The following is a 14,897-nucleotide window of genomic DNA, read 5'->3' as shown; positions in this document are numbered from 1 at the left end:
AATCAAATCCTTTATATGTATGATTAATTAAAAGGATATAAAGTATTAGTTTAGGCACAATTGGCTTGGTGAAATCTTGAAACTTTTTGGGACTTCCGGGATTAGAATGAAAAATTTAGATCCTTTAATTGCATACAAGGTTGGTTTTGCAATTTCAAAGAATTTTAAAAAGGCAGTAATCGGAAGAGATACGAGAACTACTGGAAACTTAATTGAAAGTGCAATCACAGCAGGACTTCTTAATGGGGGCTGTGATGTAACTACAATTGGCATGGTTCCAACTCCGGTTTTAGGTTACTCTGCAAGAGACTATGATTTAGGAATAATGATCACAGCATCGCACAATCCTCCGGAATACAATGGTATCAAGTTATTTAATAAAAACGGAACTGCATTTGATCCAAAACAGGAAGAAAAACTTGAAAAAATAATTGCAAATGACGATTTTAATGAAGGTACTTGGGATAATATTGGCTGTGCTAGTGAAGACAAAACCGCAGTTAAAAAGTATTCTGAGTATATTTTACAAAATGTAGATATAAAAACGAATTTTAATGTTGTCGTTGACTGTGCAAATGCAGCAGGATGTGTTGTTTCTCCAAATATATTTACTGAGGCAGGTTGCAAGGTAATTTCTGTAAATTCACATTGCGATGGAAGATTTGTTGGGAGAATGCCTGAACCAAACGAAACAAATCTGAAAGAAACTGTTGATATTATAAAAGGATTAAATTCAAACGGTAGAAATTATATTGGGATTGCACACGACGGTGATGCTGATCGAATGATCGCAATTGACGAACTTGGAAGAGTTACTGACTTTGACAAGCTTTTAGCGGCATTTTGTAAATATGTTGTTCAAAAAACAGGTGCAGACAAAATTGTAACCACAGTTGACGCTTCCATGGCAATTGATGAATATTTGGATGAATTTGGAGCTAAAGTAATAAGAACCAAGATTGGAGATGTTGCAGTAGCTGAAGAACTTGAAAAAACAGGTGCTATTTTTGGAGGGGAACCTTCTGGAACCTGGATACATCGAGATATTCATTTAACGCCTGATGGTATTCTTTCAGGACTTCGGGTTTTAGAAATGATGGAATTTTACGGTAAAAAATTGTGTGATATTATCGATGAAGTGCCGTCATATTACAACATGCGTGAAAAAATAGCCTGTCCGGATAATTTAAAACAAAAAGTAATGGATTATATCTCAAAAGAAGGCAAAAAAATATTTGAAAAGGAACCTGAGACTCTTGATGGAGTTAGATTTTCGTTTGAAAAAGGATGGATGTTAATTAGGCCTTCAGGAACTGAAAGCTACGTTAGGGTTAGAGTTGAAGCAAAAGACGAAGATTTTGCAGAAAAATTAATGGAAAATGGAATTTCGATGGTAAAAACAGGAATTTCTGAAAATTAGGGGGTTACTATGGATGCAATAATATTATGTGCGGGAAAAGGAACCAGATTATATCCAATAACAGAATCACGTCCAAAACCAATGATTCCAATTGCTGGAAAACCCATATTGGAACATATTATTGAAAAAATCGAAAACTACGTTGAAAAAATATATCTTGTTGTGGGTTTTGAAAAAGAAAAAATAATTGAATATTTTAAAGAAAATCCAAAAATTGAATATATTTTGCAGGAAAAACAGCTTGGAACGGGTCATGCGGTTTTAACTGCTAAAAATTTTATAAAAGACGATTTTTTAGTTTTAAATGGGGACATTATCTTTGAAGATTCAATTGATGAAATTTTAGTTTATGAAAATGCAGTAGCGTTATCAAAAGTAGGCCATCCCGAAAATTTTGGTGTAGTTGAACTTGGATACGACAATAAAATAATAAATTTGCTTGAAAAACCAAAAAAAGAAGAATTACCCTCAAATCTTATCAATGCGGGAATTTACAAACTTCAAAATAATGTATTTGATATTTTAGAAAATCTTGTTCCATCTGAACGCGGAGAGATTGAATTAACTGACGCTCTGAAAAAGCTAATTGAGAATGGAAAACTTCACGGAATTGAATTAAATGGTTACTGGAATGATATTGGTCATCCATGGGATGTTTTAAGTGCAAACAACCGCTTTTTAAATAAAATAATTTCAAAAGTTTCTGGAAAAATTGAAAACAATGTATCAATTACTGGAAATGTTATAATTGAAGAAGGGGCAGTAATAAAACCAAATTCTGTAATCGAAGGGCCAGTAATTATAAAATCAGGTTCAATTGTCGGACCTTTAGCATATATCCGTCCAAATACTGTTTTAATGGAAAACACCTTTGTTGGAAACTCTTCAGAAATTAAGGGAAGTATTATCCTTGAAAATACGAAAATCCCGCATCTATCTTACGTTGGAGATAGTATAATTGGTGCGAACTGTAATTTTGGCTGTAACACGATAACTGCAAATTTGAGATTTGATGATAAACCTGTCATGGTAAATATCAAAGGAAAACCTGTAAAAAGTGTTAGAAAACTTGGCGCAATAATTGGTGACAATGTAAAAACTGGAATTCAAGTGTCATTCATGCCAGGTGTTAAAATTGGCAGTAATTCTTTAATCGGTGCAAATTGCCTGATTGATAATGATATTGAACAGAATAGTTTCGTTTATAAAAAAGACGAGCTTGTAATTACTAAAAAGAGGAATTAACATGATAATTGGACCAAATATCACAAAAGATTTTTTATCTGATTTAAAAGAAGGCCAGCTCCAGCAGTGCGGTGTTGATTTAAAACTCGATAAAATTTATAAAATTGAAGGAAATGGAGCAATTGATTTTTCAAATGAAAAACGGGTTCTTCCAGAGCATGTTTTAATCTTTGATTCGGAAAAAGACGAAAAAATAGACCTCGAATGCGGAAGTTATATTGTAAAAATTAAAGAAAAAATGAATATTCCAGAAAATATGGCTGGTTTTGCATATCCTAGAAGTACGCTACTTAGAATGGGTGTAACACTTTATACTGCAGTACACGATCCAGGATACGAAGGTTATGCAAGTTATTTAATGCATGTAATGAATCCTGTAACGATGTACAAATATGCAAAAATTGCACAGATTGTATTTTCCGAAGTTAAGGATGGAAATGGAACTTACAGTGGAATATATCATAAAAAATAATAAAATAGCATTTTCTTTTTTTAAAATATTTTAAAAAATTTTAAAGTTTTAATTACTTTTTTTAAGTTATTCATCAAGTCTCTGTGTTCTTCTAACTGTAAATGCAAAAAATGCAGGTAAAACTGCGCCACCCAAAATTGCTTCTGTTAATGCAACATCTGGGGCAAGTAATGAGCTGAATAGGTATGCAAGTCCAAGTCCGCCAAGCCCAGTTAAAACAACACATTTAATTAAGTCTTTTTGAATTAAAGCACCGATGTATGACATTAAAACGAGTGCCATTATTAAAAAATCAATATAAATACTCATTTTTACACCTTACTGCTTTTTTAGTTCATCGAAGAAGTCTGCATTTGCTATTGCATGTGCTGAGAATGGAACTAACACAAGATATGTTAATGCGAGCAGATACTGTTTAAATACAAGTAATATCACGATACATGCAATATCGATAACCCCTGTGATGTGGAGCCTTGCATAAACCATTTTTTCGCGGTCTTTTTCAACCCATAGTCTAAATGATGCTAACAATATCCCAATAGACGCGATTATTAGTACAATATCGTCAAACATGAATTCACCAATTATATCAAAGATTTTTTAAGGTATGGATAGGGGCAATTTATAATTACCATTTAATCTGGATTCACCAATAATTTAAACGAGTAAACCGGATACATTACATATATAATATCAATAACAGTAATAATAATGATTAATCATTATAATTCTTGATTATATATAATTATCTAAGGTGATTTTGTGATTGCAGAACGGTGTTTGAGAACAGAACAGTCAGAAATTCGTAAAATATTCAACATGGCAACAGAAAACTCGATAAATTTGGGTATTGGAGAACCTGATTTTGATACTCCAAATCATATTGTAGAAGCTGCTAAAATGGCCCTTGATGCTGGAAAAACGCACTACGTTCCAAATGCAGGAATCCCTGAATTAACTTCTGCAATTTCTGAAAAGTTGAAAAAAGATAATAATTTAGATGTTTCACAAAAAAATATTGTTACAACTTGTGGGGCTTCTGAAGCTTTGATGCTTTCATTATTCACGCTTGTAAACAAGGGCGAAGAAGTTTTAATCCCTGATCCCGGATTTGTGTCATACAAAGGGCTAACTGAACTTTGTGAAGGAAAAATGGTTCCAATAGATTTGGATGATAAATTCAGAATTGATTTGGAATCTGTAAAAAACAGTGTTTCTGAAAAAACAAAATGTATTGTATTAAATTCGCCATCAAACCCGACAGGAAGCGTGATGACGAAAGAAGAGATTAAAGGAATATGTGAAATTGCAGATGAAAAAAATATCTGTGTAATTTCTGATGAAATATACGAAAAGATAATTTACGGAAAAAAACATTATTCTGCAATGGAATTTACTGATAACTGTATTTTAATCAATGGATTTTCAAAAGCTTACTCAATGACTGGCTGGAGAGTCGGGTACTTGGCAGTAAATGAAAATTTTGATAATAAATACCAGATCCTTGAAAACATGATGAAAATCCACCAGTACGGTTTTGCATGTGCTACTTCCTTTGCACAGTTTGGTGCAGTTGAAGCACTTACTGGAAATCAAAATTGTGTGTCAGAAATGGTATTGGAATTTGAAAAAAGGCGAGATTTAATATATTCTGGAATGAAAGAGATATTTAACGTTCAAAAACCAGAAGGCGCATTTTATATTTTCCCTGACGTTAGTGAATATGGAAATGGAATGGATGTAGCCACAAAACTCATTCAAAACGGAATTTTATGTGTTCCTGGATCCGCCTTTGGTGTAAATGGGGAAAACAGTGTTAGATTTTCATATGCTACAAAATATGAAGATATCAAAAGAGCATTAGAAATTATGAAAAACGTTCTTCTTTAATTGGGATGATAATTATGATAATCAAGATAAAAACAAAAGTAAAACCTACCGAAGACGAAAACAAGGTTTTAACAGCAGTAACTAATATTTTTAAAGATGCAGAAATGGAAATTTCTGAAAATATTTATTCTGGAGTTTCAAAAGATATTTCAAGATTTAAGGAACTCCTTAGAAGTCAGGCGATTTTAGATGCTGCAAGAAACGTTCTTGAAAGAAATATTGTTGGAAATGCAACGAAATTTCATATAAATAAACAGGCGGCCTATTCAGGAATTTTAAATTTTGATAAGGATGTTCACGGTGGAATTCACATTGAATTCGTTTCCGAAGACGGTGAAGACATCCTTAAGTTGATTAAAGACATTGCTCCAAGAACGAGAAACGGAATTATTATAAACGAAGACGAAGAATTGGAAAACGAAAAAGAATAATTTATAAATTTTGATAATTATTTTTTTAGTTAAGCTTATATTTTTTTAAATTGTAAACTTATAGTTATATTTGTTAGGCTTGGTGAGAATTGTGATGAGATACGTAGCATACAAAATACACCCACAAGAGTTCGTTGAAAACGAAATTTTTGAAAAATCACTTATTTTAGATGGAAAAAGAATTCACAGGGTTAGGTTACTTGGGAATGTCACTAATGTTGACAAATCAAACATTGTTTCATTTAACCTCGATGGAATTTCCGTAAAAGATTTTGAAAACAAATCATTAGACGTTGAAGAAAATGATCTATTGGATATTATTGGAAGAATCGGGGAATACAACGGTGAAAGATACGTTGCGCTCGAAATTTACGGCAAAAAAAATAATGAAAAAGATAATTGGGTCGAACTTAGAAATTTGGAAATTGAAAAAACAAGAAAATACGTAAAAGATGAAGAAACAATAACATATAATCGGGATGACATGTCCGGTGAACTTTCAGTTGAGAGTGAAGCTTTAGAAGATCTTTATGGGGATTTGGATATTAAAGATAAGGTATTGGATGTAATAAGGGAAAATGATGGGATTTCATATGAAGATTTAATCGATAATTTGGGACTCGAAGATGTTGAACTGGACAATGTCCTGTCTGAATTAAAAGAAGATGGGGAAATTTACGAACCAAATCCTGGAAGTTACAGGATATTATAAAATTTATTTTAATTTTTTGGAGGGGTAATCTTGAAAAAGATATATTATTATTCAGGGGCCGTTTTTTTAGTAATCATTCTATTTTTAGTGGGTTTTATTTTATTACTTCCTGGAGATGGAATCAGTTCTAAGAATATCGCATTAATAAATATTGATGGTACAATAACTTCACAAACTTCAGAAACAGGCCTTTTTAGCGAATTTGAACCAAGCGTTAACGATTACATCGAATGGATTGACGATGCAGAAAAAGATTCAAATATAAAGGCGATAATTATCAAAATCAATTCTCCTGGCGGGGAAGTTATTGCAAGTGAAAAACTTTCAAGAAAAATAAAAGAAGCATCTGAAGAAAAAGTTGTTGTTGCATACATTGAAACAATGGGAACTTCAGCAGCATACCAGGCCGCATCTTCAACAGATTACATCTTGGCAGAAAAACAAGCACTCGTTGGAAATATTGGGGTTAGAATGGAAATTTTACATTACTATGGATTGATGGAAAAACTCGGTATAAACGTAACAACGATTAAAAGTGGTACTTATAAAGACATAATGTCTCCAACAAGGCCCATGACAGAAGAAGAACAGAAAATGATCGAATCAATTGTAGATGAAAGTTACTATGAATTCGTATCGTGGGTTGCTGAAAATAGAAACATGACGATAAATGAAACTTTGGAAGTTGCCGATGGAAAGATATACAGTGGTATTCAGGCTGAAAAGGTTGGATTAGTTGATATGACTGGAACAGAAGGGGACGCTATTGATATCGCATCAAAAATGGCAAATATAACAAATCCTGAAGTTTACGTGTATGGGGGAAGTTCTTCTGTTGGAATATTTGGAATGACATTTAATGATGCACTGTGTAGTTTTGGGTATGGTCTTGGAAGGGGACTTTCTCAATCTAATATGGAAGAAAGTTTTAAATCCTATCAAATTTATTACTAAAATAAAATACTTGAAACACGTTTTCTTTTTTATGGTGAAAAAATATGCTAATCGAATCGGTCTTTTTTTTAGCAGTTGGTTTGTTCATGCTATCTTATGGTAGCGATTGGTTTGTGTTAGGTGCTTCAAGAGTTGCAAAACAGTTTAACATCTCAAGTTTTGTAATCGGAGCTACAATTGTTGCATTTGGAACGTCCTTACCTGAAATTGTTACAAGCGCATATGCAGCATCCACAGGATCAGTTGATCTGGCAGTTGGAAATGCTCTTGGAAGTTGTATTGCAAATATCGGGCTCGTACTTGGTTTAAGCTTGATTATTTCTTCAGTATTTATTAAAAACAGGTCAGTTCTTAAAAACGGATACCTGTATATAATTTACACGATAATTTTTACAATACTTGGATACAACGGATTCTCATTTTTCGATGGAGCAATTTTGCTGATTTTACTTGTACTTTACGTGATATACACAATAAAATCTGGTGAAATGGACGAAGAAGAACATGAAAAAAGTGTGACGTTTGGCAGGGCAATATTTTACCTAGTACTCGGGCTTGCATTTGTAATTTTGGGGAGTAGTTTTTTTGTCGATGGTGCAAAAGGTCTTGCAACTGCTTTTGGAATCTCCGAAAAAATCATTGGATTTACAATCGTTGCATTTGGAACGTCCTTACCTGAACTTGCAGTTTCTTTTGCCGCAGCAAGACAGAAACTTGGCGGAATTGTCATTGGAAATGTAATTGGAAGTAACATTGCAAACATGTTTGGAGCACTTGCAATAGCTGCAATGATTCACGAAATTCCAGCAGTTAAATTTGAGCTTTCAGTTAATATTTTAATGGTCTTTTTGCTACTGGTTTTGATGAGTAAGGAAAAAATAAAATCAATGCTAAATTTAAAATCTAAAACAGAGTATCTTTCAGAAATTACGAAAAAAGATGGTTTAATTTTGATAGGAATATATGTAGTATTTGTTTTAGGACTTACTGGATTCTTTTAAATTTTCTTCTTTATTTTTAAACCGAATTTAAAAAATTTATACTTTAACAATTCTTTATATATCATTTTCATATAATTTTTAAATACGATAATTGATTTTTCCAATTTAATTTTTATTTCAAAATTCATGCGTGATATCCGTGAAGACATTTACGATAACTGTAAAAAAGACAGAAGGATTTAAAAAATTTGAAGTTCCAGTGGGACTCACAGTTTTAGATGCTCTAGAATATATCAACAAAACTTACGGCGAAAACATTCAGTTTCGGTCGTCATGCAGGGCAGGCCAGTGCGGAAGCTGTGCAGTCATGATAAATAAAAAATCAAAGCTTGCATGCAAAACCAAAGTCGAAGATAATATGATTATCGAGCCGCTTGAAGGTTTTGACGTAATTTCAGACCTCGTGGTTGATCGAGAACCTTACTATAAAAAAATTGCAACACTTAGAAACTACATTCAAAAAAAGAATGATAAAATAACTGAGGATGAATTGGACGAGTTAAAGCTGTATCCTGATGATTTAAAAGACGTGAAAAAAATTAGGGGTTGTATTGGCTGTTTAAGCTGTGTTGCAATGTGTCCGGCGAGAAAATATTCAGATTACCCCGGACCAACTTTAATGAGGCAGCTTGCAAGATTTGCATTCGATCCAAAAGATGAACTGGATAGGGAAAAGGAAGCATTTGATGAAAATATCTACAACTGTACAACTTGCGGAAGATGTGTTGAAGTCTGTCCAAAAGAGATTGATATCGTGCACAATGCAGTTGAAAAATTGCGAGAAAAAACATTTAACAAAGGATATAATTTAGATAGCCACCTTGAAGTTAGGAAAAACGTACTTTCACAAAACAGGTCAGTTCCAAAAGAAAAAACTTCATTTTTAGAAGAAGTTGCAGATGAATACATTGTAGAAAATGAAAAAATGAGAGTTGCGTTTTTTACGGGATGTCTTGTTGATTTTAGATTGCAGGAAATCGGAAAAAGTGCAATACGGGTATTAAATGCACATGGTGTTTCGGTCATCATTCCTAAAAATCAGGTATGCTGCGGTTCACCATTTATTCGAACAGGTCAAACAGATATTTCAGACAATCTAAAAAAACAAAATCTTGAAATTTTTAATAAATTAAATGTTGATTCTATAGTTACTTTGTGTGCAGGTTGCGGAAGCACTTTAAAGAACGATTACAAAGAAAAAGAATTCAAAGTAATGGATATCACGGAAGTTTTAGTTAAGGTTGGACTGATTGATTACAAACCACTGGATATTACAGTAACATACCACGATCCATGCCACCTTAGACGGGGTCAGAAAGTATATCTTGAACCTCGTAAAATACTGGAAAGCATTCCAAAATTAAAATTCGTAGAAATGGATATTCCTGACCAGTGTTGCGGTGCAGGTGGTGGAGTAAGGTCTGGAAAACCGGAAGTTGCAGAAGCAATTGGAAAAAGAAAGGCAAATATGATCTACGTAACTGACGCAGATTATTTAATTACGGTATGTCCGTTTTGTGAATACCACATAAGAGACAGTTTAAAGAAGTATCTCGAAGAACATGGGCTAAAAAAAGATATTCCGGTAATGAATATAGTTTCGCTGCTTGATAAAGTGATTTAAAATTTAATTAAAAATATTTTACTCTTTTTTAATTTTTTCGGTAACTTCTATTCCGTAAATTTGAGTATCTGGGTATTGTCCAAATTCATCCTTTTCAATTGCTTTTACCATGTCCCAAATCGTTAAAAGTGCAACAGAAACTCCGGTTAAACTTTCCATCTCAATTCCTGTTTTGTATGTTGCTTTTACTCTCGCTTCTGCTTTGATTTTATCTTCAAAAATCTCAAAATTAACTTTTATAGATTCAATTGGAAGCGGATGGCACATTGGAATAATATTTGAAGTATTTTTAACCGCCATAACTCCAGCAACTTGTGCAGTTGTTAAAACATCGCCTTTAATAACGTCTTGTTTGGTAATTTTTTCAATAGTTGATTTTTTAAGTTTTATAAATCCAACCGCAGTGCATATTCGTTCGACATCCTTTTTTTTAGAAACATCGACCATTTTTACGCCATTTTCATCAACATGTGTAAGCACAATTATCGCCTTTTGAATAGATACTATTAAGAAAAAGAATATTCGTATATTGTTTTGTAATTTTATTTAAGTTATTTGATTTTAAGTTGTGAAAAATAATGAAGATCGACGGGCTCACTGAAAAAATACTTACGTTACTTGAAAAGTACAGCACAACTCGGGAAATTGCAGCTGAACTTGAAACACACCCGAAAAATATTGATAGATACATCCGGGTTTTAAGGGATCTTGGATTTATCGAAACGAAAAAGGGAAAAACTGGCGGTGTTTTTTTAACAAACGAAGGAAGATACGTTTTAAAGAAAAAAAATATAAATTTAATTACTATTAAAGTCCAGGTAGTTGCTGAAGACAAAATAGGGCTTTTGGCAAGTATTTCTTCGAAAATTTCTGAGATAAATGGAAATATTTTATCAACCACGCTTGAAAAAGAAGGAAACAAGGTAAGGGTTTGGTTAGTTATAGAAAATCTTGAATTCAACGATTTAAAAGATAACTTAAAAGAGATAACTGATAAAGTGGTGCTTTTATGATCGAAGTAGAGATAAAGGTTAGTTTAAATGACGAAGATTCCAAAAAAATACTCGAAAAACTAAACAGTATGGGTTTTGAAAAAAACGAAACAAAAGAACAGATTGATACATATTTTAATGGGATAGATCGCGATTTTCAAATAACTGATGAAGCCTTACGGATAAGAAAATCTTTAAATCTAGATTCAAACAAAGGAACGGTATACGTTACATACAAGGGAAAAAAATTAGATACCATTTCAAAAACAAGAGAAGAAATCGAAGTAGAAATCTTAGAAATGGATTCAATGTACAAAATTTTTGAAAAACTCGGGTTTAAACCTGTAGATCCTGTTAGGAAAGTAAGAGAAATTTACAGAAAAGATGACATCGAAGTTTCATTTGATAATGTAGATTTTGTTGGGAACTACCTTGAAATTGAAAAAGTTGTGGATGACGATTCAAAACGAGAACAAGCTCTTGAAGAACTTCTAAATTTACTGAAAAGTTTAAATATCAGTACTGATAAATTAGAAAAGAGATCTTATTTAGAATTGCGGAGAGGGAACTGTGGAAAATAGAAAAATGGTAGCATTATTTATTGGATTGGCAATGGTATGTTCTACAATCCCGCTGTTTTTTTTACACTAACTTAATTTTTTTAAAAAAATAAAAAAGATGGAATTAACTCATAAGTTTGTTTATTCCATCAATAACTGCTTCTACTGATGCTTTGACAACGTCATCGCCAGTGGCTTTTGCAATAACTTCTTTTTCATGATTTTCAAGTCTAACTGTAACTTCTGCGATAGCGTCAGTTCCTCCAGAAATTGCACTAATATTGTATTCATTTAATCGAATATTTTCACCAACTGCCGCCTGAATTGCTTTTAATGCTGCATCAACAGGACCTACTCCAAGTTCAGATGTTTTATAGATCTTATCCCTTACTTTTAATGCAACGCTTGCAGTTGGAAGTACGTTATTTCCAGTCATTACTGCAAACTGTTCTAAATCAACGATTCTTTCAGATTTTATGGTTCTTTGAGTAATATCTTCAGTAATTGCCATTACATCTGCATCGGTTACTAGTTTTCCTTTGTCACCAATTGCTTTTACTCTTTCAACTATTTCACAAAACTGTTCTTTTGAAAGGGCATCCCCAATTTCAACACCAATTTCCGAAAGTTTTGATTTTATCGCATGAGCGCCACTATGCTTTCCAAGAACAATTCTACGTTTGTTTCCAACAATTGCAGGATCAATTGGCTCATAAGTTAGTGCATGTGCTAAAACACCATGTGCATGAATTCCACTTTCGTGAGCAAATGAATTTTCCCCAACAATTGCTTTATTTGGTTGCGTTTTGATTCCAGTATAGTTTGAAACGATTCTTGAGAGTTTTGTGAGCATTTTTGTATCTACATTAGTTTCTATTCCATAAACCATGTTTAATGTCATCACGGTTTCTTCTAATGATGCATTTCCTGCCCTTTCACCAAGTCCATTTACGGTACAGTGAACCTGTTCAGCACCAGCTTCAACTGCAGCAACTGAATTTGAAACCGCAATTCCAAAGTCATTGTGGCAGTGTACTGATAAAGGAACTTTTATGTCTTTTTTTAGTTCTGAAATCAGGTAAGTCATTGAATGTGGAACCATAACTCCAACAGTATCTGGAACGTTTATCCTGTCTGCTCCTGCTTCAACCGCTTTTTTGTAAACTTCTTTTAAATAATCGAGTTCGGTTCTTGTCGCATCCTCTGCAGAAAATTCTACAATTATGCCGTGTTCTTTAATGTATTCGATAGATTCAATTGCAATATCGATAATCTTTTCTTTACTCATTTTTAATTTGTATTCCCTATGTAGTGGGGAAGTTGCAATAAATGTATGAATGCTGTCAACACCACAGTCAATTGCAATATCAATATCCTTTTTAACAGCTCTTGCAAGTCCGCAGATTTCTGCATTGAGCCCCATGGATGTAATTTTTTTAATGGATTCCTGTTCGCCTTCGGAAGAAACCGGAAAACCTGCTTCTATTGCATCAACACCAATTTCGCTTAATTTTGTAGCGATATCTAGTTTTTGATCTGGTGTTAGAGAAACTCCTGGAGTCTGCTCCCCATCACGTAGCGTAGTATCGAATACCCGCACCTTTTTTGGCAGTTTCATAGATTTCAGGGAGTTTTTAATAATTTCGTTGCTGTGTAAATAAGATTCCATATCATCACCATTAACTAAGTAGAATATTCAAATAATGTAATTTTAAAGATAATATGCTAAGGAACTATTTAATTATTTTTACGATACCAAACTCCTATTAAAATGCCTGAAAGCAGACCTGTGATTAGATAAGTGATATTTATAAAGTAAATTTTGTAATCCTGCCCAAACAAGTCTGAATTATTTGAATTTCCCGAAATTTCGTAATCTGAGCTTTTTTCTTCATATTTAAAAGCATCACTATCAAATTCTTTTAGTATGTCCATATTCATCTGGGCGTAGGCTATTGAATATTTGAAATAAAGAATTTTTGAATATTTATCATCCAGATTTTCCGCATATTCGAAATAACTCAGCGCAGAAACCGGGATATATTCTGAATTGTTTTCCGTATTTAAAACGCAGTTTTCAGCTTTATTTATCTTTTTTTCAGCTAAATCCGATAAATAATCTACATCTGTGGTATAATCAAGAATGGTTGTTGAATAAACATATGCATCGATACTTTTTGACATCGAAAGAAGGTACTCTTTTTCATTGTAAAGATCGATCGAATCTTCAATCTGTAGTAATGGATAAGCTACGAGTTCTTCTGAAAGAACTGTCGAAGTATATACAACAACGATTTCCGAATTATCGAGGTATTCTCTTGCAAGATATTTTAAGTCTTTTTCATCAATTTCTTCAGGATTTTCTTCTTCAGGCGAGAGTTCAAGCCACCAAATTCCAGTTTCAGCCCTCAACTTTGCATATGCTGCATATTCCAGTGCGGAAGTTAAATTTCCTTTATCAAATTGATAAAATGCTTCATCCATTAATTCAGAAGCTTCATATATTCTACTTTTTGATGAAAATACGTATTCAACATTGTTTTTTGTTAAAGTTGCATCTGATACATAGTTCTTTTTTTCAGTTATGCTTTCATTTACTTCTGAAAGGTAATTTTTAACAGATTCGTTATTTCTGTATAAATATTTTGACTGCAGTGTTTCAAATATTACCAATGCATTAAAGCTTCTCGACGTTCCCGCATAATAATTACTGCTTGAATGCAGTTCGTTTCCAAGGTAGACTAAATTTGATGCGGTTTGAATGCCTTCTTCAAATTCCTGTTTTTCAGAAGAATTTAATATTGACAGATCTAAATTTTGAACATCTTCAAGGCTTTTTTTAGCGTTTTCTAATGTAATTTTGGATAATTCTCCCATAATTTGATTATATTTGCTATCAATCATCGGGTTTTTTTCGTAATCTGTTTCAATTTCATAATTTGTAAAGTAGTAGACTGCATCGTAAATATTGCTTACTTCAACAACGTTAATTCCGAGAGTTTTACCGTATTCGATACTATCAATTGATTCGTTGTTTTCATCGATTTGATGTCGCTGTCCATAGGGAATAAGGAAATAATCGACGTTTTTTTCAGCACCAACCTCAATTTTTTCAAGTATTCCTCCAACAGGTCCGATTGTTCCATCTGGACCTATCATCCCAGTCATCATGACGTTTTTATTCAATGTCCAGTTATTTATTGCAGCAATCGTTGCAACAGTTAAAACTGCACCTGCAGAAGGCCCACCTACTGTTGGAACGTCTGATCTGATGATATAATAAACATCGTAATCATCACTATCTTTTCCACAGGTGTCAAATGCCACTTTTGATGCAATTCTAGCTGACCCTTGCATATCAATGTCCGTAAGTGGTAAAGTGTCCATATACGCATGGCCTTCACCAGTAGAAACTTTTACGTCGATATCAACAGCTGCTCCAACATAGCCTTCATCAGTTATCGAAACTGCAGGAGCTGTGATACTAACGTAACTTTCAAATTCCGTGCTATTTTCCAAATCAAATGCAAATGCCGGAATTATCGACATTAAAATTGTGAAAATTGTGATAAGTTTTTTCATAAAAATCCCCTGAC

The 14,897-nt window shown here is 33.1% G+C and carries 16 protein-coding genes; 11 read left to right on the top strand and 5 right to left on the bottom strand.

From position 1 onward, the window contains the following. Positions 1-76 precede the first annotated feature (76 nt). The 3 genes from glmM to HNP90_RS04830 are packed head-to-tail and all read left to right on the top strand — an operon-like array spanning position 77 to position 3,137. The gene (glmM, locus tag HNP90_RS04840; protein ID WP_048060406.1) at positions 77-1,420 is read left to right on the top strand and encodes a phosphoglucosamine mutase; all 1,344 of its coding nucleotides are present in this window, start codon (positions 77-79) and stop codon (positions 1,418-1,420) included. Positions 1,421-1,429: 9 nt separating this feature from the next. Further along, the gene (glmU, locus tag HNP90_RS04835; RefSeq protein WP_011976734.1) at positions 1,430-2,665 is read left to right on the top strand and encodes a bifunctional sugar-1-phosphate nucleotidylyltransferase/acetyltransferase; all 1,236 of its coding nucleotides are present in this window, start codon (positions 1,430-1,432) and stop codon (positions 2,663-2,665) included. 1 nt (position 2,666) lies between these two features. Next, positions 2,667-3,137: a deoxyuridine 5'-triphosphate nucleotidohydrolase gene (locus HNP90_RS04830; RefSeq protein ID WP_011976733.1), complete on the top strand. Its 471-nt coding sequence runs from the start codon at positions 2,667-2,669 to the stop codon at positions 3,135-3,137. Between the two features lie 66 nt (positions 3,138-3,203). Here the strand turns inward: HNP90_RS04830 and HNP90_RS04825 are convergent, their stop codons facing one another. Together HNP90_RS04825 and HNP90_RS04820 are read right to left on the bottom strand one after the other, a co-directional pair. Then, positions 3,204-3,446: a DUF4040 domain-containing protein gene (locus HNP90_RS04825; protein WP_011171018.1), complete on the bottom strand. Its 243-nt coding sequence runs from the start codon at positions 3,444-3,446 to the stop codon at positions 3,204-3,206. A 9-nt stretch (positions 3,447-3,455) separates the two neighbouring features. Beyond that, complete coding sequence (locus HNP90_RS04820; protein ID WP_011976732.1) at positions 3,456-3,710, bottom strand: cation:proton antiporter; 255 nt, start codon at positions 3,708-3,710, stop codon at positions 3,456-3,458. Between the two features lie 189 nt (positions 3,711-3,899). Between HNP90_RS04820 and HNP90_RS04815 the strand changes: the two genes are divergently transcribed. The 6 genes from HNP90_RS04815 to tfrB all read left to right on the top strand — a co-directional run bounded on the left by HNP90_RS04815 (position 3,900) and on the right by tfrB (position 9,749). Then, positions 3,900-5,027, top strand: coding sequence for a pyridoxal phosphate-dependent aminotransferase (locus tag HNP90_RS04815; RefSeq protein WP_011976731.1), 1,128 nt, complete (start codon positions 3,900-3,902; stop codon positions 5,025-5,027). A gap of 14 nt (positions 5,028-5,041) precedes the next feature. Further along, the gene (locus HNP90_RS04810; protein WP_011976730.1) at positions 5,042-5,458 is read left to right on the top strand and encodes an RNA-binding domain-containing protein; all 417 of its coding nucleotides are present in this window, start codon (positions 5,042-5,044) and stop codon (positions 5,456-5,458) included. Between the two features lie 94 nt (positions 5,459-5,552). After that, positions 5,553-6,170: a hypothetical protein gene (locus HNP90_RS04805; RefSeq protein ID WP_011976729.1), complete on the top strand. Its 618-nt coding sequence runs from the start codon at positions 5,553-5,555 to the stop codon at positions 6,168-6,170. A 30-nt stretch (positions 6,171-6,200) separates the two neighbouring features. Further along, entirely contained in the window at positions 6,201-7,124 is a 924-nt protein-coding gene (sppA, locus tag HNP90_RS04800; protein WP_011976728.1) for a signal peptide peptidase SppA, read from the top strand. 44 nt (positions 7,125-7,168) lie between these two features. Next, complete coding sequence (locus tag HNP90_RS04795; protein ID WP_011976727.1) at positions 7,169-8,125, top strand: calcium/sodium antiporter; 957 nt, start codon at positions 7,169-7,171, stop codon at positions 8,123-8,125. Between the two features lie 139 nt (positions 8,126-8,264). Further along, the gene (gene tfrB, locus HNP90_RS04790) at positions 8,265-9,749 is read left to right on the top strand and encodes a fumarate reductase (CoM/CoB) subunit TfrB (protein WP_011976726.1); all 1,485 of its coding nucleotides are present in this window, start codon (positions 8,265-8,267) and stop codon (positions 9,747-9,749) included. Between the two features lie 18 nt (positions 9,750-9,767). Here the strand turns inward: tfrB and moaC are convergent, their stop codons facing one another. Then, complete coding sequence (gene moaC, locus HNP90_RS04785) at positions 9,768-10,229, bottom strand: cyclic pyranopterin monophosphate synthase MoaC (protein WP_011976725.1); 462 nt, start codon at positions 10,227-10,229, stop codon at positions 9,768-9,770. Positions 10,230-10,327: 98 nt separating this feature from the next. Between moaC and HNP90_RS04780 the strand changes: the two genes are divergently transcribed. Together HNP90_RS04780 and cyaB are read left to right on the top strand one after the other, a co-directional pair. Further along, positions 10,328-10,762 carry an Rrf2 family transcriptional regulator gene (locus tag HNP90_RS04780; RefSeq protein ID WP_011976724.1) on the top strand — a complete coding sequence of 145 codons (435 nt, stop codon included), beginning with the start codon at positions 10,328-10,330 and terminating at the stop codon, positions 10,760-10,762. Next, entirely contained in the window at positions 10,759-11,322 is a 564-nt protein-coding gene (cyaB, locus tag HNP90_RS04775) for a class IV adenylate cyclase (protein WP_011976723.1), read from the top strand. Before HNP90_RS04780 ends, cyaB begins: the two co-directional genes overlap by 4 nt. A gap of 103 nt (positions 11,323-11,425) precedes the next feature. On the opposite strand, the gene HNP90_RS04770 is transcribed toward cyaB, so the two are convergent. Then, the gene (locus HNP90_RS04770) at positions 11,426-12,970 is read right to left on the bottom strand and encodes a 2-isopropylmalate synthase (RefSeq protein ID WP_011976722.1); all 1,545 of its coding nucleotides are present in this window, start codon (positions 12,968-12,970) and stop codon (positions 11,426-11,428) included. 68 nt (positions 12,971-13,038) lie between these two features. Beyond that, positions 13,039-14,883: a S16 family serine protease gene (locus HNP90_RS04765; protein ID WP_011976721.1), complete on the bottom strand. Its 1,845-nt coding sequence runs from the start codon at positions 14,881-14,883 to the stop codon at positions 13,039-13,041. Positions 14,884-14,897 lie beyond the last annotated feature (14 nt).

Source organism: Methanococcus maripaludis (genome assembly GCF_013760955.1).
GTDB lineage: Archaea > AGJL01 > Methanococci > Methanococcales > Methanococcaceae > Methanococcus > Methanococcus maripaludis_A.
Note: the sequence above shows the minus strand (reverse complement) of the source record. Positions and strands in the feature narration are given on the sequence as shown.

Coding starts and splice junctions, on each gene's coding strand:
- glmU (WP_011976734.1), top strand. CDS start 1,430: ATGGATGCAATAATATTATGTGCGGGAAAAGGAACCAGATTATATCCA.
- HNP90_RS04830 (WP_011976733.1), top strand. CDS start 2,667: ATGATAATTGGACCAAATATCACAAAAGATTTTTTATCTGATTTAAAA.
- HNP90_RS04825 (WP_011171018.1), bottom strand. CDS start 3,446: ATGAGTATTTATATTGATTTTTTAATAATGGCACTCGTTTTAATGTCA.
- HNP90_RS04820 (WP_011976732.1), bottom strand. CDS start 3,710: ATGTTTGACGATATTGTACTAATAATCGCGTCTATTGGGATATTGTTA.
- HNP90_RS04810 (WP_011976730.1), top strand. CDS start 5,042: ATGATAATCAAGATAAAAACAAAAGTAAAACCTACCGAAGACGAAAAC.
- HNP90_RS04805 (WP_011976729.1), top strand. CDS start 5,553: ATGAGATACGTAGCATACAAAATACACCCACAAGAGTTCGTTGAAAAC.
- HNP90_RS04795 (WP_011976727.1), top strand. CDS start 7,169: ATGCTAATCGAATCGGTCTTTTTTTTAGCAGTTGGTTTGTTCATGCTA.
- HNP90_RS04780 (WP_011976724.1), top strand. CDS start 10,328: ATGAAGATCGACGGGCTCACTGAAAAAATACTTACGTTACTTGAAAAG.
- cyaB (WP_011976723.1), top strand. CDS start 10,759: ATGATCGAAGTAGAGATAAAGGTTAGTTTAAATGACGAAGATTCCAAA.
- HNP90_RS04770 (WP_011976722.1), bottom strand. CDS start 12,970: ATGGAATCTTATTTACACAGCAACGAAATTATTAAAAACTCCCTGAAA.
- HNP90_RS04765 (WP_011976721.1), bottom strand. CDS start 14,883: ATGAAAAAACTTATCACAATTTTCACAATTTTAATGTCGATAATTCCG.